The sequence below is a fragment of the Sphingomonas mollis genome (assembly GCF_016427505.1).
GTDB lineage: Bacteria > Pseudomonadota > Alphaproteobacteria > Sphingomonadales > Sphingomonadaceae > Sphingomonas > Sphingomonas mollis.
Genome location: NZ_JAELXS010000002.1, coordinates 262,169 through 282,715, shown reverse-complemented (window position 1 = coordinate 282,715; position 20,547 = coordinate 262,169). Strand labels below are relative to the sequence as shown.

At 65.5% G+C, this 20,547-nt stretch carries 19 protein-coding genes; 8 read left to right on the top strand and 11 right to left on the bottom strand.

The window, feature by feature from the left end; genetic code table 11:
* Nucleotides 1-15: 15 nt before the first annotated feature.
* On the top strand, nt 16-849 hold the full coding sequence (locus tag JAO74_RS04760; protein ID WP_199035670.1) for an amidohydrolase family protein: 834 nt from the start codon (nt 16-18) through the stop codon (nt 847-849).
* Here JAO74_RS04760 and fucP read toward each other — a convergent pair.
* The 4 genes from fucP to JAO74_RS04740 are packed head-to-tail and all read right to left on the bottom strand — an operon-like array spanning nt 843 to nt 4,937.
* Complete coding sequence (fucP, locus tag JAO74_RS04755) at nt 843-2,108, bottom strand: L-fucose:H+ symporter permease (protein WP_199035667.1); 1,266 nt, start codon at nt 2,106-2,108, stop codon at nt 843-845. The two genes, JAO74_RS04760 and fucP, sit on opposite strands and share 7 nt — an antisense overlap.
* A gap of 30 nt (nt 2,109-2,138) precedes the next feature.
* Nucleotides 2,139-2,891 (bottom strand): L-fucose dehydrogenase, encoded by a 753-nt coding sequence (locus JAO74_RS04750; protein WP_199035665.1) that lies wholly within the window; start codon nt 2,889-2,891, stop codon nt 2,139-2,141.
* On the bottom strand, nt 2,888-4,165 hold the full coding sequence (locus tag JAO74_RS04745; protein ID WP_199035663.1) for an L-fuconate dehydratase: 1,278 nt from the start codon (nt 4,163-4,165) through the stop codon (nt 2,888-2,890). Before JAO74_RS04745 ends, JAO74_RS04750 begins: the two co-directional genes overlap by 4 nt.
* Nucleotides 4,166-4,196: 31 nt before the next feature.
* Entirely contained in the window at nt 4,197-4,937 is a 741-nt protein-coding gene (locus JAO74_RS04740) for an SDR family oxidoreductase (protein WP_199035661.1), read from the bottom strand.
* A gap of 135 nt (nt 4,938-5,072) precedes the next feature.
* On the opposite strand from JAO74_RS04740, the gene JAO74_RS04735 reads away from it, so the two are divergent.
* A complete protein-coding gene (locus JAO74_RS04735; protein WP_199035659.1) occupies nt 5,073-5,423 on the top strand; it encodes an L-rhamnose mutarotase in 351 nt (116 codons plus the stop codon).
* Nucleotides 5,424-5,622: 199 nt separating this feature from the next.
* Nucleotides 5,623-6,732 (top strand): ABC transporter ATP-binding protein, encoded by a 1,110-nt coding sequence (locus JAO74_RS04730; protein WP_199035657.1) that lies wholly within the window; start codon nt 5,623-5,625, stop codon nt 6,730-6,732.
* On the opposite strand, the gene JAO74_RS04725 is transcribed toward JAO74_RS04730, so the two are convergent.
* Genes JAO74_RS04725 through JAO74_RS04715 form a run of 3 tightly spaced genes read right to left on the bottom strand, consistent with a single transcriptional unit; the run spans nt 6,693 to nt 9,675 of the window.
* Nucleotides 6,693-7,535, bottom strand: coding sequence for a carbohydrate ABC transporter permease (locus JAO74_RS04725; RefSeq protein WP_233150670.1), 843 nt, complete (start codon nt 7,533-7,535; stop codon nt 6,693-6,695). The two genes, JAO74_RS04730 and JAO74_RS04725, sit on opposite strands and share 40 nt — an antisense overlap.
* 2 nt (nt 7,536-7,537) lie before the next feature.
* A complete protein-coding gene (locus tag JAO74_RS04720; protein WP_199035655.1) occupies nt 7,538-8,419 on the bottom strand; it encodes a carbohydrate ABC transporter permease in 882 nt (293 codons plus the stop codon).
* Nucleotides 8,416-9,675 (bottom strand): extracellular solute-binding protein, encoded by a 1,260-nt coding sequence (locus JAO74_RS04715; RefSeq protein WP_199035653.1) that lies wholly within the window; start codon nt 9,673-9,675, stop codon nt 8,416-8,418. Before JAO74_RS04715 ends, JAO74_RS04720 begins: the two co-directional genes overlap by 4 nt.
* Nucleotides 9,676-9,948: 273 nt before the next feature.
* Between JAO74_RS04715 and JAO74_RS04710 the strand changes: the two genes are divergently transcribed.
* A complete protein-coding gene (locus JAO74_RS04710) occupies nt 9,949-12,777 on the top strand; it encodes a TonB-dependent receptor plug domain-containing protein (RefSeq protein ID WP_332908730.1) in 2,829 nt (942 codons plus the stop codon).
* 61 nt (nt 12,778-12,838) lie between these two features.
* Complete coding sequence (locus tag JAO74_RS04705; RefSeq protein ID WP_199035651.1) at nt 12,839-13,024, top strand: hypothetical protein; 186 nt, start codon at nt 12,839-12,841, stop codon at nt 13,022-13,024.
* 36 nt (nt 13,025-13,060) lie between these two features.
* Here JAO74_RS04705 and JAO74_RS04700 read toward each other — a convergent pair whose 3' ends face one another.
* Entirely contained in the window at nt 13,061-13,657 is a 597-nt protein-coding gene (locus JAO74_RS04700; protein WP_199035649.1) for an FKBP-type peptidyl-prolyl cis-trans isomerase, read from the bottom strand.
* 203 nt (nt 13,658-13,860) lie between these two features.
* Between JAO74_RS04700 and asd the strand changes: the two genes are divergently transcribed.
* Nucleotides 13,861-14,751, top strand: coding sequence for an archaetidylserine decarboxylase (gene asd, locus JAO74_RS04695; RefSeq protein WP_199035647.1), 891 nt, complete (start codon nt 13,861-13,863; stop codon nt 14,749-14,751).
* On the opposite strand, the gene JAO74_RS04690 is transcribed toward asd, so the two are convergent.
* Nucleotides 14,730-15,134, bottom strand: coding sequence for a Dabb family protein (locus JAO74_RS04690; protein WP_199035645.1), 405 nt, complete (start codon nt 15,132-15,134; stop codon nt 14,730-14,732). The genes asd and JAO74_RS04690 overlap by 22 nt on opposite strands.
* A 187-nt stretch (nt 15,135-15,321) precedes the next feature.
* Here JAO74_RS04690 and JAO74_RS04685 point away from each other — a divergent pair, with 187 nt between their 5' ends.
* Nucleotides 15,322-15,573: a hypothetical protein gene (locus JAO74_RS04685; protein ID WP_199035643.1), complete on the top strand. Its 252-nt coding sequence runs from the start codon at nt 15,322-15,324 to the stop codon at nt 15,571-15,573.
* Between the two features lie 61 nt (nt 15,574-15,634).
* Nucleotides 15,635-16,528, top strand: a complete 894-nt coding sequence (locus tag JAO74_RS04680; RefSeq protein WP_199035641.1) for a pirin family protein — start codon at nt 15,635-15,637, stop codon at nt 16,526-16,528.
* A 16-nt stretch (nt 16,529-16,544) separates the two neighbouring features.
* Here JAO74_RS04680 and JAO74_RS04675 read toward each other — a convergent pair whose 3' ends face one another.
* Nucleotides 16,545-17,705, bottom strand: coding sequence for an acyltransferase family protein (locus JAO74_RS04675; RefSeq protein ID WP_199035639.1), 1,161 nt, complete (start codon nt 17,703-17,705; stop codon nt 16,545-16,547).
* The gene (locus tag JAO74_RS04670; RefSeq protein ID WP_233150668.1) at nt 17,702-19,975 is read right to left on the bottom strand and encodes an alpha-N-acetylglucosaminidase; all 2,274 of its coding nucleotides are present in this window, start codon (nt 19,973-19,975) and stop codon (nt 17,702-17,704) included. Before JAO74_RS04670 ends, JAO74_RS04675 begins: the two co-directional genes overlap by 4 nt.
* Nucleotides 19,976-20,547 lie beyond the last annotated feature (572 nt).

The window sequence follows — 20,547 nt, the reverse complement described above, 5'->3', positions numbered from 1 at the left end:
TCGAGGAGAGCAACGGTGCGCACGATCGATGCCCATCAACATTTCTGGCGATACGATCCGGTCGCCCTCGGCTGGATCGATCCCGCCACCGCCCTTGCGCAGGATCGCCTGCCGCCGGACGTACGGGTCGCGATGGACCGCGCCGGCATCGACGGATCGATCGCCGTGCAGGCATCCCAAACCGAAGCCGAAACGCTCTGGTTGCTGGCGCTGACCGAGCGTTATCCCTGGATCGCCGGGGTAGTGGGCTGGGCGGACCTGTGCGCGCCGGACATCGCCGATCGGATCGCCACGCTGCGCCACCCCCGGCTGGTGGGGTTGCGGCATGTCGTTCAGGACGAGCCAGACGATCGCTTCATGCTCCGCGACGATTTTACGAACGGCGTGCGGGCGGCGACCGCGGCGGGGCTGGCCTATGATATTCTGGTCTATCCGCGACAGGCCGGCCACGTCCCCGCCTTCCTCGACCGGGTCGGCGATGGCCGCTTCATCCTCGACCACGGCGGCAAGCCGCCCATCGCGGCGGGGGGTTGGCAGCCATGGGCCGATGCCATCGCCCGGACCGCGCGCTACCCCGGCGTCTGGTGCAAGTTGTCGGGGCTGGTGACGGAGGCCGATCATGCGGCGTGGCGACCGGACGATCTGGCCCGCTATGTCGATCATCTGCTCGACTGTTTCGGACCCGATCGCCTGATCTTCGGATCCGACTGGCCGGTCTGCATGCTTGCCGCCGATTACGCCCGTGTCCACGCGGTTGCGATGGAACACATCACGGCGCGCTGCCCCGATCACGTCGACGCCATCTTCGGCGGCAATGCGAAGGCGGCCTATCGACTGCCCGATCAGTGATCCATCGTGATCGGCCTGCGCGGCTGACACAGGGCGAACACCAGCACGACCAGAAAGGCCATCGCCGGCACCAGCATCGCCATGTTGATCCCGGCGATATCCGACAAATGCCCCATCACCGCCGTCACCGCCGCGCCGCCGATGATCGCCATCACGATCAGCGACGCGCCCGCCCGGCGCAGCGGCCCCAGCCCGTCGATGCCGAGCGCGAAGATCGTCGGAAACTGGATCGACATGAAGAAGCTGGCGCCGACCAGCAACAGCAATCCCGTCATCCCGCCGATAAGCCCGGCCGCGACCGCCAGCAACAGGCTGATCCCTGCGAATGCCGCCAGCAAGCGCGACGGCGCGATCCGGCCCATCAGGAAGGCACCGGCGAAGCGGCCGATGCCGAACAGCAACAGGCTGGCGAACAGATAATCGGCGGCGGTCCGCTCGATCATGCCCGGCACGTTGGCCTGCGCATAGCGGATGGTGTAACTCCACAGTCCCACCTGCGCGCCGACATAGAAGAACTGCGCGACGGCGGCGAACAACAGCCGGGGATGGCGAAAGACCTCGACGAAGCGCGGCGTGACGGTGACCTCTGCCGCCTCCTCCGTCTCGCGATGATCGGGAAAGCGGACCATCGCGGCGATCAGGGCGAAGGCCAGCACGACCAGACCGATGACCAGATACGGCGTCTGCACCGCCTGGATCTCGGTACGATAGAACGCCTCGCGCGCGGCTGGCGTCATTGCGGCGATCTGCGCGTCGTTCTGGACGATGTCGGACAGGATGAAATATTTGCCGATCAGCACGCCGGCCAGCGTGCCGACCGGATTGGCCGCCTGCGCAAAGGTCAGCCGCCGCGCCGCGCCCGCCTGATCGCCCAGTTCGGTCATCAGCGGATTGGCGGACGTCTCCAGAAACGCGAGGCCGGAGGCGATGACGAACAGCGCCGCGAGGAAATACCGGTACTCGCCATAATGCGCCGCCGGATAGAAGAGCAGGGCACCCGCCGCGTATAGCAACAGGCCGATGACGATCGCCGTCTTGTACCCCCGCGCCCGCACCACCAGCGCCGCCGGGATCGCAAGGCAGAAATAGCCGAGATAGAATGCCTGCTGGACGAAGCTCGTCTCGAAATCCGACAGGGTGAACGCCTTCTTGAACTGGGCGATCAGGATATCGTTCAGGTTGTTCGCCATTCCCCACAGGAAGAACAGCGAGACGGTCAATATGATCGCCGGGACGTAGCGTGCTCTTTGGCTGGTCATGCGCCTCTCCTGGCGGTTGTTCTATCGTTGTTAGGGGATCGCGCGATCCAGATGGACGTAACCGCCGTCGACAAACAGCCATTGTCCCGTCGTATGGGCGGCGCGGTCGGACAGCAGGAACACGACGGTATCGGCGATCTCTGCCGGCGTCGTCATACGGTGACCAAGGGGAATGCGCGCCTCGATCGCCGCGCGCTTGTCGGCGGGGTCGTCGAACGTCGCCAGCCATTCGGCATAAAGCGGCGTATCCACCTCCGCCGGCACGACCGCGTTGACCCGGATGCCATCGGGCGCCAGCGCCACCGCCCATTCGCGGGTCAGCGCCAGTTGCGCGCCCTTGGCGGCGGCATAGGCGCTGGTGTTGCCCTGGCCCGTCAGCGCGGTCTTCGACGAGATGTTGACGATCGCGCCGCGTGTCGCGCGGAGATGAGGCAGGGCGTGGTGCGCCATCGCAAAGTAATGAACGAGATTATTATCGAGCGACGCCCGGAAATCCGCTGGCGACCGGTCCAGCCCGACCGAATCATTGGCGCCCGCGTTGTTCACCAGCCCGTCGATCCGCTCGAACCGGTCGATCACTTCGGCCACTGCGGTGGCACAGGCCGCGTCGTCGCTCAGTTCGGCCTGCACGAACAGCGCCTCGCCCAGCGGCGTTGCCGACGGCGAGCGCGATACGATGACCGGCTTTGCCTGTTCCGCCACCAGCGCCGCCACGATGCCTGCGCCGATGCCGGACCCGCCGCCGGTCACGATCACGACCTTGCCGGCGAGGTCCAGGTTCATGACACGTGCCGGTAATGAACGAGCGCCGCGGGCTTCATCTCGATCGAATAGCCCGGCCGGGTCGGCGGCATGTACGCGGCCCCCCGGATCACGCACGGATCGACGAAGTGCTCGTGCAGGTGGTCGACATATTCCGTCACGCGGCCCTCCGTCGTCCCGGAGAAACACAGGTAGTCGATCATCGACAGATGCTGGACATATTCGCACAGGCCGACGCCGCCGGCATGCGGGCAGACCGGCAGTCCGAACTTCGCCGCCAGCAGCATCACCGCCAGCGCCTCGTTGACGCCACCGATGCGGCACGCGTCCAGCTGGACGATATCGATCGCGCCGGCCGCCATGAACTGTTTGAACAGGATGCGGTTCTGGCACATCTCGCCCGTCGCGACCTTCACCGGCGCGATGGCCGCCCGGATCGCGGCGTGGCCCAGCACGTCGTCGGGGCTGGTCGGCTCCTCGATGAACCACGGATCGGCAAAGGCCAGCGCGCGGACCCAGTCGATCGCCTCGCCGACCTCCCACACCTGATTGGCGTCGATCATCAGCCGCCGATCCGGCCCCAGCACGTCGCGCGCGATCCGCACCCGGCGGATATCGTCGGCCAGATCGCGACCAACCTTCAGCTTCACATGCGTGAATCCGGCATCGACCGCTTCCTGAGTCAGCCGGCGCAGCTTCGCATCGTCATAGCCCAGCCAGCCGGACGAGGTGGTGTAGCAGGGATAGCCCTCCGCCATCAGCGTGGCGATCCGCTCCGCCTTGCCCGCCGCCCGTTCGGTCAGCAGCGCCAGCGCCTCGTCGGGCGTGATCGCATCGGTCAGATAGCGGAAATCGATCGCGTCCACGATCTGCTCGGGGCTCATGTCGGCGACCAGTTGCCAGACCGGCTTGCCCACCGCCTTCGCCCACAGATCCCAGATCGCGTTGACGACCGCGCCGGTCGCCAGGTGCATCGCCCCCTTGTCCGGCCCGATCCAGCGAAGCTGGCTGTCGCCGGTCAGATGCCGCCACATCCGGCCCGGATTCTCGGCGATCCAGTCCAGTTCCAGCCCGACGATCAGATGGCGCATCGCCTCGATCGCGGCGACGCAGATGTCGTTGCCCCGGCCGATTGTGAAGGTCAGGCCATGGCCTTCCAGCCCCGGCGTATCGGTATCGAGGATGACATAGGCGGCCGAATAATCGGGATCGGGGTTCATCGCGTCCGACCCGTCGAGCGCGAGGCTGGTGGGGAAGCGCAGGTCGATGGTGCGCAGGCCGATGATGCGGGTCATGCGATCTGCTCCTGAAGCGGCGACGTCATCGTCAATTCACCCAGCCGCCGTCGATCACATGCACCGCGCCGGTGGTGAAGCTGGCATCGTCGCTGGCCAGATAGGCGACCAGCGCCGCGATTTCCTCAGGCCGGCCCAGCCGGCCCATCGGCTGGCGGGCGATGAAGGCGGCCTCGGCATCGGCCACCTCGATCCCTTGCGCCCCTGCCTGCGCGACGACGCGCGCGCGCAGCGACGGCGTCTCGATCGTGCCGGGGCAGACCGCGTTGCAGCGGATGCCGCGCGCAACGAAATCGGCGGCGACCGCCTTGGTCAGTCCGATCACCGCCGCCTTGCTCGCGCCATAGGCATAGCGGTTGGGGATGCCCTTGATGCTGGAGGCGATGCTGCTCATGTTGACGATCGAGCCGCCGCCCTTGGTCAGCATGCCCGGCAGGAACGCGCGGATGGCGTGGTGCATCGCGTGGACGTTCAGGTCGAAACTCAGCGTCCAGTCGTCGTCGGTGCATTGCAGGATATCGCCGGCGCCGACGAATCCGCCGATATTGGCCAGCGCGTCGATTGGGCCGACCGTGGCGGGCAGGGCGGCGATGGCGGCGGGGTCGGTCAGGTCGGCGACGATGCGCTTCACCCCGTCGATCGCTTCCAGCGCATCGCCGTCGCGGTCCAGCGCCCACACCGTGGCGCCCTCATCGCGAATCCGTTCCGCCGTCGCGCGGCCGATTCCCTGTGCGGCGGCCGTGACCAACACGACCTTGCCCTCAAAACGCATGTCCATCTCCGCCTTCGAATTTGTCGATCAAATTTGGTTTCAGGTATCATATTGGGCTTATAGGTCGCATCATGTCCAGCCACTTGATCGACCAAGGGCCGCAGGATGACAATGCGCAAAGGAGAGGTTCGACCAATGACCCGACGGATGGTGTTCGCACTCGACCTGATCGATGATGCTGCCCTGATCGCCGCCTATGAAGCGCGCCATGCGCCGGCGGCGGTATGGCCCGATGTGATCCGCGACATTCGCCTGCGGGGATATCTCGACATGGAAATCTGGCGCGTCGACGACCGGCTGGTCATGATCGCCGAGGTGGCTGATGACTTTCCCCGGCCGCGCGATCCGGCACTGGCACAGATCGTCGCCGACTGGGAAGCCGAGATGGATGCGTTCCAGCGCCCCCTGCATCCGGACGGTGACAAATGGTCGGCCATGCACCGCATCTTCGCGCTGGCGGATCAACCGGCGATCGGCCCGTTGTGATGAAGGGCAACTACTGGTCGAAGATCGTCGTTGCGAGCGTAGCGAAGCAATCCAGGGCAGCGCGCGTGGCACTGGATTGCTTCGCTACGCTCGCAACGACGACGCGGTGGGATTGGAATCTCGCATAAGTCCTTGAAACAGTTTTGCGCGATCCGCTTCACCCGCTAGCGATCGATCGACAGGATCGGGGGAGCAGTCATTGGCCAGCGTCGACATCATCGGGCTCTCCAAGCGCTTCGGCGATACGACGGTTCTCCATCCGACCGACTTGCGGATCGAGGATGGCGAGTTTTTGGTGCTTGTCGGACCATCGGGTTGCGGCAAATCGACGCTGCTTCGCCTGATCGCCGGGCTTGAGGAGCCGAGCGAGGGCCGGGTGGTGATCGATGGCCGCGACGTGACGAACGCAGCGCCATCGGACCGGGGGCTGGCGATGGTCTTCCAGTCCTACGCACTCTATCCGCACCTGACCGTCGCGGCCAATATCGCCTTTCCGCTGAAGGTCGCCGGCATTGCCAGACGCGAGATCGACGATCGGGTTCGTGAAGTTGCCGCGATGCTCGACCTGTCGGACCTGCTCGATCGCCGCCCGCGCGCGCTTTCGGGCGGCCAGCGCCAGCGCGTGTCGATCGCGCGGGCGGTGGTGCGGCGGCCCCGTGTCCTGCTGCTCGACGAGCCGCTGTCGAACCTCGATGCGAACCTGCGCGCGCGAATGCGGCACGAATTCGCGCGCCTTCACCAGCAACTGGGTGCGACGATGATCTACGTCACGCACGACCAGCTTGAGGCAATGACGCTGGCGAACCGCATCGTCGTGATGGGGGCGGGGCGGGTCGAACAGGTCGGCGCACCGCTCGACGTGTATCGCCGACCGGCGAGCGTAGCGGTCGCTGCCGCGATCGGGTCGCCCGGCATGAACCTGCTTCCCGCGACGATCATCGCCGGCGACGATCGTGGTGCGACGGTACGGCTGACGGGGGGCGAGGAGGTGCCGACCGGGGCGGCCATACCACGGGACGCGATCGGCGCATCGGCGACACTGGGTATCCGGCCCGAACATCTCCATCTCGATGCCGACGGGCCGTTCGAGGGAGCGGTGGAGCTGTTCGAACGGCTCGGCCCCCTGTCGTTCGCGCATCTCGGCGTGCGGGGGGCGGTGGATACGATCGTGGCACAATTGCCGGGGGATCGATCGGTGACGCTGGGCGAGCGTCTGCGCTTCGGCGCGTCGCCGGCGGATGCCCATCTGTTCGGCCCCGACGGCCGCGTCTATCCCTTGACGCTGCCGCCCAGCAGCCCGGTCAGATAATATCGCTGAAGCGCGAGGAACAGCAGCAGCACCGGCATCGTCGTGACGACCGCCGCGGCCATCATCAATTCACCATCGGCCGCATGTTCCCGCGCGATCGCCGCGACCGCGACGGGCAGCGTATAAAGATGCTGGTCGGCCAGCACGATCAGCGGCCACAGGAAGTCGTTCCACGACCCCAGGAACATGAACAGCGCCAGCGTCACGACGATCGGGGTCAGCAGCGGCAGTACGATCGATACGAAGATGCGAGCCTCGCCGGCGCCATCGATCCGGGCCGCGTCGATCATCTCGTCCGGGATCGCCAGCGTCGCCTGCCGGACGAACAGGATCGCGAAGATGCCGGCCAGACCGGGCAGGATCACGCCGGCATAGCTGTTGACCAGCCCCAGTTCCTTGAAGATCAGGAACAGCGGCAGCATCGCCACCTGACCGGGCACCACCAGCGATGCGATCAGCCATTGCAGCAACCGTTCCCGCCCGCGAAAGCGCAACTTTGCGTAGGCATAGCCCGCCGGCACCGTCAGCAACAGGCCAAGGATGGTCGAAATCGCCGCGATGCCCAGACTGTTCAGCAGCGCCGGAACGATGCGGTAATCCCACCACGCGCCCTCGATCTGCCGACGAAACAACAGCTCGTAATAATTCTCCCACGACCAGCGCGACGGCCAGAGCGGCGTCGGCAGCGTGCTCGATTCCCCGCGCGGCATGAACGACACGACCACCATGTACGCCAGCGGCGCGACGGTCAGCGCGGTCAGCACCAGCGCCGCCGCATTGGCGACGATCGCGCGCGGCGACATCCTCACAGCCATTCGTACCGTCGCCCGATTCGCGTCTGCACGATGGTCAGCGCCAGGATCATCAGGAACAGAATGAACGCCACCGCGCTTGCCTGACCCAGGTTCCACCATTTGAAGCCTTCGTCGAACATGAAATACAGCACCGTCGTCGTGCTTTGCGCGGGGCCGCCCAGCGTCATGACATAGGGTTCGGCGAAGATCTGGAGGAAGCCGGCGACGCTCATCACCGCCGCCAGCAGCAAGGTCGGCCCGATCGCCGGCAGCGTCACGTGGCGGAAACGTCCCCACAGGCCGGCACCGTCCAGCCGCGCCGCCTCCATCAGGTCCTGCGGCACCGCCGACAGCGCGGCGGTGAAGACGATCATGTTGTATCCGAATATCTTCCACGTCACGAAGATCAGGATCGCCGGGATCGATGTGGCGGGGTTGCCCAGCCAGTCGATGGGCGTCACGCCGACCGCGTTCAGCGCGCGGTTTATCAGCCCGAACCGCTCGTTGAACAGGAACCGCCAGACGACCGCCGTCGCCACCACGCTGGTGACATAGGGCGCGAACAGCAGCACGCGCCACAACGGCTTCCAGTGCACCGTGACGTCGTTCAGCAACAGCGCGACGGCGAGCGATGTGCCGATCGCCATCGGCACGCCCAGCACCGCGAACAGCGCGGTGTTGCCCAGTGCCCGCCAGAACAGCGGCGTCGACAACAGGTCGGCGAAATTGCCCAGCCCGACGAAGCGCAGATTGGACCAGTCGGCCAATGCGTAGATCGAATAATCGGTGACCGACAACGCCATCGCCAGCGCGGTCGGCACGATGAAGACGAGGACGATGATCGCCAGCACCGGCGCGGAGAACAGCCAGGCGGTACGCTCCTGCCGGGTCATGCGAGCTTCCCCGCCTCGACCAGCGCGCGCCGTTTGGCGAGCAGCCGGTCGACCCGCGTATCAAGCGCGGCAAGCGCCTGATCGATCGTCTGCAATCCGCGCACCACGCGCTCGGCCGCCAACTGGATCTCGATCTGGATGCGTTCCCATTCGATCACGGGAGGAGAGAAGGCGGGCTCGCGCATCTGCTCCGCGAAGGGGGCGAGGACCGGGGCCGCCAGTTGTGGCGACGACCACGCGCTGGCCCGCGCCGGCAGGTTGCCGATCAAGCGCTGATACCGCAACTCGCTGCTCGCCGAACTCAGGTGGCGGACCAGCGCCCATGCTTCCGCCGGTCGTGATGTGGTGGTGGACACGCACAGACTGGTGCTGAGGCCGGACAGTCGTCCCGGACCATGCGGCCCGGCGATCCGCGCCGTCGACCAGCGATCGACGGGCAGCTCGTTCGCGCGCCGTTTGAAGTCGAGCAGGGTTGGCGGTCCGCTCGGCCAGATCGCGAAGAACCCTTGCGCGAAGGCGGCGACCGGGTCCTGCACCTCGGTCGACAGGGCACGCGGCGCGAACCCGTCGGCAAACAGCGACGCGTAATAGGCGAACGTCATCCGCGCCTCGGTCGTCTGGAAATTGCCACGCGTATCGCGGTCGCGCAGCAATACCGCCCCCGCCTGCGACAGCATGTTGATGAGTGCGGTGGGCCAGTTGAGCAGCATCATGAACACGAAATCATCCGGCCGCCGCCGCTTGATCGCCCGCGCCATGGTGCGCCATCCGTCCCAGTCCCCCGGCGGCGTCTCGTATCCCGCCTGTCGCAGGATATCGCGTCGATAGAATTGCACCTGCGGCGCCACCGACCATGGCACCGCGTAATCGCGGCCCTTGATCCGGGTCGCCGCCAGCACGCCCGGAAACATGTCGGCGACCAGCGCGGGGGTGGGGACGGGGGCGATCGCGCCGATCGTGGCGAATTCCTGTATCCAGCCGTTGAACAGCATCAGCACGTCCGGCATCGCGCCACCCGCCTGCGCGGTCAGCAGCTTCTCGTGCGATGCCGTCGTCGGCAATGACTGCACTTCGACCGGAATACCTGTTGCGGCCGTGAAGGGCGGCATCAGCAGCGGCGAATAATCGCCCTCGTAACTCATCGCCCAGAAACGAAGCGGTTGATCCCTGGCTGCGCCCGCACAGGCCGACAGGGCAATTGCGGGCAGCAATCCCAACGCCGATCGTCGCGTCCAATCCAGCGTCTGTCCCTCCATGGATGGATCGTGCCGCATCCGCCCGGACCGCGCCACCCGGCAAAGAAATAACTGTTCAAAAGTTAAGCTATGTAAATTGCCATGCGCCCGACGCCGGTGGCGATCGTTGTTCTCCCCACGGGTATCGGCGTATGCCCGGTGCAATGACGGCCGATGTAACAGCATCGGCGACAAGGGGAGAGAAACATGTTGCCCATCCTGAGGCGCCGCCATCTTTGGTCCGGCGTGGCACTATTTGTCGCGTCCGCATCCCATGCACAGACGACACCGCCCGTGACCGATCCGGCATCGGCCGCCACGCCGGCGAATACTTCGGCACCGACCGACGATGCCACCGACATCGTCATCACCGGATCGCGGATCGTCCGCCCCGATTACGAAGCGCCCAATCCGATCGTCTCGTTCGGTGCGGCCGATATCCAGCGATCGGGCAGCACCAACGTCACCAGCTTCCTGCAACGCGTGCCGGCGCTGACCAATTCGCTCGACAGCACGCGCACCGCCGGCCGCAACCAGTCGGACGGCAGCTTCGGTCAGGTCGGGCTGAACCTGCTCGACCTGCGCGGGCTGGGGCCGAACCGCACGCTGGTGCTGGTCAACGGCCGCCGCCACGTCGCCGGCCAGCCGGACACCGCCGCAGTCGACATCAATGCGATCCCGACCGACCTGATCGAACGCGTCGACGTGCTGACCGGCGCGGCCTCGGCCGTCTATGGTGCCGATGGCGTATCCGGCGTGGTCAATTTCGTTCTGCGCCGTGATTTCGACGGGGTGGCCGCCCGCAGCCAGTTCGGCATTTCCGACCGTGGCGACGCCGCCAACCGTTTCGCCTCGCTCGTCGCCGGCCGCAACTTCGCCGACGGGCGCGCCAATGTGACGCTGGCGTACGAGTATAACGCCGACCAGCCGCTCGCGAACGACGACCGCTCCTATCTCTCGCTTGGCCAGCGGCAGTATTTCGTGAACCTCGACGGCTACGATCCGGCGCGGCCGGGCAGTTACAAGATCGGGCCGGTGCGCGACCTGCGTTACCCCTATGGTTCGAATCAGGGCTATGTCGTGATCGGCGATCAGGTATTTCGCGGCGATGGCGCGATCTATACGCCCGGTCGTTTCCTGCAGAACGACGGCTATTCGATCGGTGGCGACGATACGCCGGTGGCGGGATATGTCGGCGACATCTTCCCGCGCACCCGCCGCCATGCCGTCAACGCGCTGACTCATTTCGACGCATCGGACGCGTTCAAGATCAGTCTGGAGGGCAAGTTCGTCCAGTCCACGGTGACGAGCTTCAGTGGTTTCGGCGGCAATTATCCGGCGACGATCGCGCTCGATAATCCGTTTATCCCCGCCAGCATCCTGACGGCGGCGCGCAACGCCGGCCTGACCTCGGTCGATATCAGCCGCAACAATTTCGACATCCCACGTCGCGGCGAGGAGGACCGGCGGCGCACGTATCGGGGCGTCGTCGATGTCACCGGGCGGTTGTCGGATCACCTGAGCTACGATGCGTCCTACACCTATGGCCAGACGGACGTCCGCGCGACCAAGCTGAACGACCGTCTCAACGACCGCTTCCTCGCCGCGCTGGATGCGGTGCGCGATCCGACGACGGGGCAGGTGGTATGCCGTTCGGCCGCGGCGCGTACCGCAGGATGCGTGCCGGTCAACACGTTCGGCGGGAGGACGGTTGACCCCGCCTCGTTCGATTACTTCCTCAGCAATCCGGTCAGCGACGCCCGCCTGACCCAGCATGTCGCCAACGCATCGTTGACCGGCGACTTCGGCCAGTTCTTCACGCTGCCCGGCGGCCCGGTCGCGTTTGCGGTCGGTGGCGAATATCGCCGCGAGTCCAGCCGCTTCCGCCCCGCCCAGGCGCTGACCGACAATCTGTTCTATCAATATGACGAGTACATCATCCCCACGCCGTCGAACGGCCATTTCGATGTCTGGGAGGCGTTCGGCGAGGTCAACGTGCCGATCCTGAAGGACCTGCCCTTCGCCAACCTGCTGTCGGTCGGCGCGGCCGGACGCTATTCCGATTACTCCACCGTCGGTTCGACGCGCAGCTATCAATTCAACGGCATCTATGCCCCGATCCGCGAGATCAGTTTCCGCGGGTCCTATGGCCGCTCCGTCCGGGCGCCCAATATCGGCGAGATATTCCGGCCGCAGACCGGCACCAGCAACTTCTTCTCCGACCCCTGCTATATCGGCAACCGCAGCCTCGGCACGTCGTTCCGCGGTGCCAATTGTCAGGCGCTCATCACCGCCGCCGGCGGCAATCCGGCCACCTTCACCGCCCAGAACAATCCGGACGCCACGATCTTCATTCCCGGCACGCAACAGGGCAATCCCGATCTGCGGGCAGAGGTCGCCCGCACCTGGACCGCCGGTGTGGTCGTTCGACCCATGTCCGGCTTTTCGATCGGTCTCGACTGGTACGATATCCGCCTGCGCGATGCGATCAACACGCCCGATGCCAATGCGATCGCCGCGCTGTGCGTCGATCAGCCGACGCTCGACAATCCCTATTGCGCCTCGATCAGTCGTCGCACCGGCTCCGGCTTCATCAATGGCTATGTCGTGCAGCCGCAGAACGTCGCCGCGTTCCGCACGGCGGGCGCCGAACTGAACATCGCGTGGCGGTTCACGACGGCGCGTGCCGGCACGTTCGATCTGCGTTTCGTCGGTGGCTATCTCGACAGGCTGGAACAGATCGCGACGCCGGGCGCGGTGGTGGAGAACAATGTCGACCAGATATTCCGGCCGAAATACAACTTCACCGTATCGCCGACCTGGACCACGGGGCCGCTGACGCTCAGCTACAATCTGCGCTGGCAGGACGGCGTGCGCCGGTTCAGCCGCATCGACACCGCCGCGAACCCCAGCCTCGTCGATCCCCGCTATTTCCGGTACAAGCAGCTATGGCAGCACGATGTGCAGGCCCAGATCGAGGTAAACGATCGCTTCGCCTTTTACGGCGGCGTCAACAATCTGGCCGATCAGAAGCCGGATATCGGGTTCGAGACCAACGTCCCGATCTCACCCGTCGGTCGCTTCATTTATCTCGGTGCCAAACTGCGATACGGGGAGCGTTGATCGGCCGGCGTCCGGTTTGCGCGGGATCGGCGATATGGCATGGGGGCGATCTTTCGTCCCCATGCCCTCGTTTTACGGAGTGACTGACATACCACGCAAACCAAATTACGATTTCGAGCGCCGCGAGCGCGAGAAGACCAAGGCCGCCGAATCCGCGAAGAAGGCGCAGGCCAAGGCGGAAAAGAAGATGGCTGCGCAAGAAGCGCCGGATGCGAATGCAACTGACGACGGTGCGGCGAGCGGATAACAGCACCGGATGTAGCAAGGCGCTGCGGCAATCCGGTTATGGCTGCGGGGTGGCATCCTTCGGCGCTGTCGCCCCGTCCGCCTGGGCGCCGTTCATGCTCGCCACTTCGGCGGCGGTCTTGAAATCCACCACTTCGACCTGAAACACCAGATCGGAGTTGGCGGGGATCGGCCCTGAGTTGCGCGTGCCATACCCCATTGCCGCGGGAATGCAGAGCCGCGCGATGCCGGACCTCGCCATCATCTGCAGCCCTTGCGAAAATCCGGGGATCACGCCGTTGACGGGCAGGGGCGACCGCATACCCTGATCGAACACCGCGCCGGTCGCCGCCAGATACCCGACGTAATTCACCAGCACGACGTCGCTCTGGCCGGGCATGGCGCCCGTGCCGGGACGAAGCATCGTATATCCCAGCCCGGACGGGGTCTTCGCCGAACATAGCCGCTGCCCCGATGGCACCACGGGGTTCAGCGGCAAGGCGATAATGGCATTGTTCGCCTTCGCCGGCGCGGAGGCAACGGCACGCGGCTTTTGCTTGCGGGCCGTTGCACCGCTTGCCGGCAACGGTGCGGCCAGCAGGGGCAGCATCACGGCAAGGACGGCACGGTGCGAAGCATTCGAAAAGGAGATCATGTGCGCAGCTATATGCAAGGCCGTGGCGACGCGCCACTCCTCCAGCCGGGTCACGAGAAACAGATTTCAGATTGTTGGAAACCGGATTCGCTTGGACTTCCGGTCGGCTGCGCATAGCCTTCACTGATGAGAATATGCGTCAGTTATGGATTTGCCGTTTGCGATGCGGCTGATGTCTTGGCGTCTGACGCTTGAACCCCGTCATGTCCGATCGCCTCAAGGTCCTGCTGCAACATCTGTTGCCGAAGCAGCGCCTGACGACCTTCGCGGGCATGATCGCCGGCGCGCAATCCGGATGGGCGACGCCGCGCCTGATCCGCTGGTTCGTCCGCCAGTACGGCGTCGACATGAGCGAAGCCGCCGACCCCGATATCGCCAGCTACAGGAGCTTCAACGAGTTCTTCACCCGCCCGCTGAAGGCCGGGGCGCGTCCGCTTGCCGATGCGGATTTCATCTGCCCGGTGGACGGCGCGATCAGTCAATTCGGCGCGATCGACGATGGCCATATCATTCAGGCGAAGGGCCATCGCTTTACGGCCACGGCGCTGATCGGCGGCGACGCCATGCTCGCGGCCGGGTTCGCCCATGGCAGCTTTGCCAACCTCTATCTGTCGCCGAAGGATTATCACCGGCTGCACATGCCGTGCGACGGCAAACTGTCGCGGATGATCTATGTGCCGGGCGCGCTGTTCTCGGTAAACCCGGTGACGGCGCGCGGCGTGCCGAACCTGTTCGCGCGCAACGAGCGTGTCGTGTGCGTGTTCGAATCCCCGGTCCACGGCACCTTCGTCATGGTGCTGGTCGGCGCGACCATCGTCGGCAGCATCGCCACCGTCTGGCACGGCGTGGTCAACCCGACACGCACGGGCAGGGTGGCCGAATGGACCTATGCCGATCAGGACATCGTGTTGGCGAAGGGCGAGGAGATGGGTCGCTTTCTGCTGGGCTCCACCATCGTGATGCTGTTCAGGCAGGATGCCATCGAGTTCGACGACGGCTGGTCGCCCGACCGCCCCGTGCGGCTGGGTGAAGCGATGGGCAACAGTCCGGGCCGAGCCTGCGTCAGGACCGATCAGACATCGATGCTGTCATAGACGACGACACGCTCCCAAAGCCCGCTACAGGTTTCCACGAACCGCTTGTGGATGGGATGGTCCTGATAGCGGCGCTGGTCCTCGACCGTATCGAACACCATCAGTTCGGAAACACCATAACTGCCGTCCACCACCGACCGGTTCTCCGTGTTCGCCGGGACGCCGATCCGCAACTCGCGGATTTCCGGGATGCCGCGCAGCGTTTCCAGTCCGGCGATGAGCTTGTCCACGTCAGCCTGACGGCCGGGCGTCTTCATCCAGAAGAAGACATGGTGGACCATCTGCTTGCGACCACCGCGACCCGCCGCCTTTGCCCGGCCGGCGATAATGGCGGAGCCCAGCGCAGCGACAGTCGCGATCCAGCCTCGACGATTCAGAACCATTCCGTACCTTCCCTTTGACGGGCAACCCTCCGGGAATGTCGGGCCGCTACCTTCGCTCACTATCGATCGTGACACGCGGCAGGTGGTCTTTCCAGCCGGATGTGACCCTGCGGCTCCGGTTCGTAGGCAAGGGCACGAGGAGACCGAACACGTCCCGCCGCGTTCACTACTGCTCAAGGAGCATTTCATGAAACAGGCCGACCGGACAATCGCGATCGAACGCACGGCCGAAATGGCCGCGATCTTCATGATCGGCGACGGCATTCTCGGCATTCTCCAACCCGAACGGCATGTGGCGCTCTGGCGGTCGAACCTCGCCGCCGCCGACATGCTGGTACGACCATTCGGCGGCAAGCCCGGCCGTCGGCGAATGTACGGCGTGCTGCAACTCGTGGCAGGCATCGCCCTGGCCTCGCGATTGCGCGTTGGACCGGACTGATCCGCCGGCATAAGCATGGGCCCGGGCGTCGGTCGCGATAACCATCAGGGGAAGCAGCATCATGATCGAGATGGTCATCGAACAGCGTCGACGGAGCCTGGGTGGCGGGGTCGAGGTCGGGCGCGTCTTGCCCTTTGCCAGGCGACGGATGGTCGGACCGTTCATCTTCTTCGATCACATGGGCCCGCTGGATCTGGCATCCGGCGTGGATCGCAGCGTCGATGTGCGGCCGCATCCCCATATCGGCCTGTCCACGGTGACCTACCTGTTCGCCGGCGAGATGATGCACCGCGACAGTGTCGGTTCGGTTCAGGCCGTTCGACCGCAGGAGGTGAACTGGATGACCGCCGGCCGCGGCATCACGCACAGCGAACGGTTCGAGCGGGCACGGGCCGTCGGCGATCATCTTCACGGCATCCAGGCGTGGGTGGCGCTGCCCACGGGCGACGAAGAGACGGCACCGTCCTTCACCCATCACGAGGGCGACGACCTGCCGCAATGGCACGATCGCGGCGTCGTCGGGCAGCTGATCGCCGGCACTGCATTCGGCCTGACGGCGGCGGCGCGAACCCACTCGCCCCTGTTCTACGCGCACCTCGAAATGGCCGAAGGAAGCTCTGCCGAAATCCCCGCCGGTCATGCCGAACGAGCAGTCTATGTCGCCCGGGGAGAAGTCGAGTGCGGTGGCCGGCGGCACGCGGCGGGCCGCATGATCGTCGTCGATCGAACGGCATCGTCGATCCGCGCGCTGCGGCTCTCGACGGTCATGGTACTGGGCGGCGATCCCGTGGGAGAGCGATTGCTGTACTGGAATTTCGTATCCTCGTCACAGGAACGCCTCGTGCAAGCTGCCGCCGATTGGCGGGAAGGGCGGATGAAGTTGCCCGATGCCGACGATCAGGAATTCATTCCCCTGCCGGACGGCCTGGTCCCGTCAGCGCCGGCGATGTCCTGATGCGATATCGCGGACATCACACCCGTAATATCAATCCCCTTCGATCGAGCATCCAGGCGAACAGCCAGCACAGGGCGGTATAGGCAACCGCGCACATCAGCGACCCGGCCGGTCCCGGTGCGATCTGTTGGAACATGGCGATGCCGACCCATTCATAGACATGCATGTCCGGGCCGACCGGGATGAGCGCCAACGTCATGACGAACAGCTCGGAAAACAGATAGATGGCAAGCGGATTGCGACCGGGAATGGTGAAGATCCGCGTTCCCCTTCGCCAGCCGCGCCGCTCGACCATTTCGACCAGCGCCGCCAGCGCGATCAGCGCAAGCCCGATCGTCAGCAGCACATAGGAGCCGGTCCACAGTTTCTTGGCGATCGGCATCCACCGCGCCCATAATGCGGACAGAGCGACCAATCCGGCGCCGGCCAGCGCCAGTCCCGCCACGGTCCGCCGCGTCTTGCCGCGCAATCGCACGAACCGCCCGGCGAGATAGCCGCCCAGCACGTTGACGATCGCGGGCATGGTGCCGAGCAGACCCTCCGGATCGAACCCATGGTCCCGGCGGTACAGGTGACGGGGGCCGATCAGCCACAGGTCCAGCCGGGTGCCGGCATTGCCCATCTTGTCATAGGCAAGGCCGGGTCCGCTCAGTCCGGTCAGCACCAGCCAGTATCCGATCAGCAGCGCCGCCGACAACAGCACCAGCCCGCGCACGTCCAGCCAGCGGATCGCGATCGCCGCGGCGACATAGCAGAGCGCGATCCGTTGCAGCACGCCGGGGATGCGGGTGTCCGCCAGCGGCTTGATCGCCCAGCCTCCGTCGGGCGCTGCGGCGACGAAGGGATACCAGTACATCAGGAAACCGAGCAGGAACATCAATGCGCCGCGCCGTGCCACCTGCCGCAGGAACGGCCCGGCGGGCGCATCGCGCCGCAGCGAGAAGCTCATCGCCGTCCCCACCGCGAACAGGAACGACGGAAAGACCAGATCCGCCAGCGTGAACCCGAACCACGGCGCATGCTTCAACTGACGATAGGATTCCGCCCCCGGCCCGGCGGTGTTGACCACGATCATCAGCAGGATCGTCAGCCCCCGAAATACGTCGAGCGACAGGAAGCGTTCGCGCGGGGCCAGCGGGGCGGGGAGGGGGGCGGTATCGCTTACCGTGCGGTTCATTGGGCCGCCATCGCAGCGAGCTGCCGGGCCTGCGCGACCGGATCGATCGGCGCCGGCGCGGCGGATACGTCGCGACGCGCGACCCATGCGGTTTCCCAGCGGCGAATCTGCGCTACCGTCGCCGCTTCATCGAAGGGCTGTCCGGCCAATGCCGCGGTCCGCATCGCACGAAGAAACATCGTCCACCGCGGCAGATAATATCCGGCATATAGTCCGGCCCAGGCCTTCGACGCGTAATCCGACAGATGCCCCTGTCCACCCCAGATCGTCACCTGCGCGCGGGCATTGCCTTCATAGGCGTCCCGCTCGGCAGGAGTGTCGCCATAGGCACGGGCATCGCCGATCCAGCTCGCCAGGCTTTCCTGTTGCCCGCCGACCAGCCGGTCGGTCGCCATGGCCAGCGCCGTCATGGCGGCGGTCGCCTGGTCCCCCGCCATAACGTCGCCCGCCGCATAGGCGGTCACGGCCGCCTGCAATTGCCGGTCGGCCTTCATCGTCGCCAGATGACGCACCAGATCGGTCAGGTCGCGGCGGAACAGCGGCTCCCGGTCGAACCCGTCCGATGCCGCTAACAGCCGGTCGATGCCGCGTGCCAGCCGCGCGGGATCGCCCGGTGGCCCGGCAAACGTCGTGATCCGCGCGGTCGGCCGTTTGAACAGCAGATAGGCGCCGGCCTCCTGCTCCCACCAGCGCGGCGTCCAGTATTTCGTCGAATAGGCGCCGGCGACGATATCGGCCCATGCCGTCAGCAGCGCCGGCGTGGTCCGGCCATACCGGGCACGCAGATATCGCGCGATCCACGCCCCGGTCGATTCCGCGCCCGCCCCCCAGGCAAGGTCATAGGCATAGGCATAGACGACGGCATTGCTGTGCAGACCTTCGGGAAACATCCCGAATCCGGCCAATCGCCCCTTTCCGGCATTGGCCTGCACCGCCGCCATGTCGCTGCGATAAAAGTCCAGGTCGCCGTACACCGGATTGCTGCCGCCGTAATTATGGACATAGCCATAGACCCAGTTCTTCCCCTCGAACGCGCGGGTATCGCGCCACACGCCGGGATAGCGATCGTTGCCGATGTCGAGCAGCAGCATCCGGTCGTCGGGGACCTTGCTCAGGAAGGCGGCGATCGCGGGCGGCGACCAGAACGTCTTGTCCGCACCGAACAGCCAGCCCTGCATCACCCACGTCGCACCCGGCGCGGCATCGGCGATCGATCGGTACAGCCGTTCGCCATAGGCGGCGAGGCGACGGTCGCGGACCACAGGTGGAATCGCGGCGACCTTCACGGCGGCCGTGTTCGCCGTCGCGTCGCCATAGCTGGCATCGCGTGCGTCGCTGCCGTCTTCCGCGATCGGCGGCACCATCTCGTTGAAGGCATCGGCGAGGTAGTAACCGCCGACGCCATAGGTCCTGGTGTAGAGCGCGATGAACCGCGCCGCGAGGCGCGCGAACAGAGGGTCGGCGGGGTCCAGCCAATAGGTCGGCGGAAACCCCTCCCACTGGCGCATCCGATAGATGCGCGCCTCCGGATGCCGATCGGCGAATGCCTTGGGCACATAGCCGGCAAAGGCGGGCAGCACCGGTTTCATCCCCAGCGCCTTCATCCGGGCGAGGATACGCAATTGCAGGCGATGCTTCTTCTCGATCCAGCCGGCGGCCAGCGGCGCGCGATAGCCCTCGATATTGCCCATCCGTTCCCATGGCAGGAACGCGGGGCCGGAAAAGTGACCGGCGATCGCCGCATCGTCCAGCCCCGCCTCGCGCCACAGCGCACGCCAGACATATTCCTGTCCTTCCAGCGCCAGCGGCATGTCGACACCGTTGGCCGCCATCCAGTCGATTTCGCGCTCCCATCGCGCCCAGGTCCAGAACGGCGTCGTGTAACCATAGGTGCAGGTATTCAGATAGGCACGGTGCCGGAACGGCGATGCGGTGCGGCCGATCACCGTATCGGGCAGCCGCGTCGGCACGGCCACGCGATCGCCCTCCCAACTGACCGATGCCAGTCCGGCACGGTTGAGATAGGCATAGGCACCGCGCACCAGCGCCACCGGGGACGATCCCTCGATCCGGGCCCGCCCGCCCGTCGCGTGCACCGCGTACCATGACTCCGGCCGGGCGATCAGGCGCAGGTCGAACAAGGCGGCACGGGGGCCGATCAGACGGGTGATCGCCGCCGCCGCGGCGGCCGTGCCGGGCTGTTCCGGAGCGGGGATCGATGATCGCACCGGTCCGGGGGCGGCAAGGGCGGGGACGATCGCCGAGGCCATTCCTGCCGCTATAACAATCGATCGCATGAAAACCCGCATCGGGCGATCCTTCGTCTTGTTGGGGTTTCATCGATGATCCGTCGCGCCACCCGGTGGCAGCGCGACGGAGAGTCGTTATATCCGCACGCTGGCGGTGAGGTAGGCGCTACGACTGATGACACTCGTCATCTGCAGTGCTCGTTTAAAACAAGCATCCGCTCAGAATTCCCCTTTAAAACTCAGTTCGCCTATTATCATGGTTCGTTTTAAGAGAGGCTGTTCCGATAGCCCCGGATGAGCGTGCTCGGCTCGCAAAGGTTAAATTATAGACGATAGATGCGGCTTGCATTTCCGTCCCAAACATCACGTTTCTCCTCACGTGAGCATTGCGGCATTGCGATCGACAGCGATCACCTCTGCCCCTTGCGGGCGAACATTTCCGCCGATCCGCGACCAATACCTTGTGCGGCACCGGTTACGATCGCCCACTTCCCTCTCAGTCGTGTCATGCCATCCTGTCCTACCGGTACCGAGCATCCGCGACGATGCCTTTTGTGCGCGGAGCCGCCATCTTGTTCGTGTGGCGATGACGA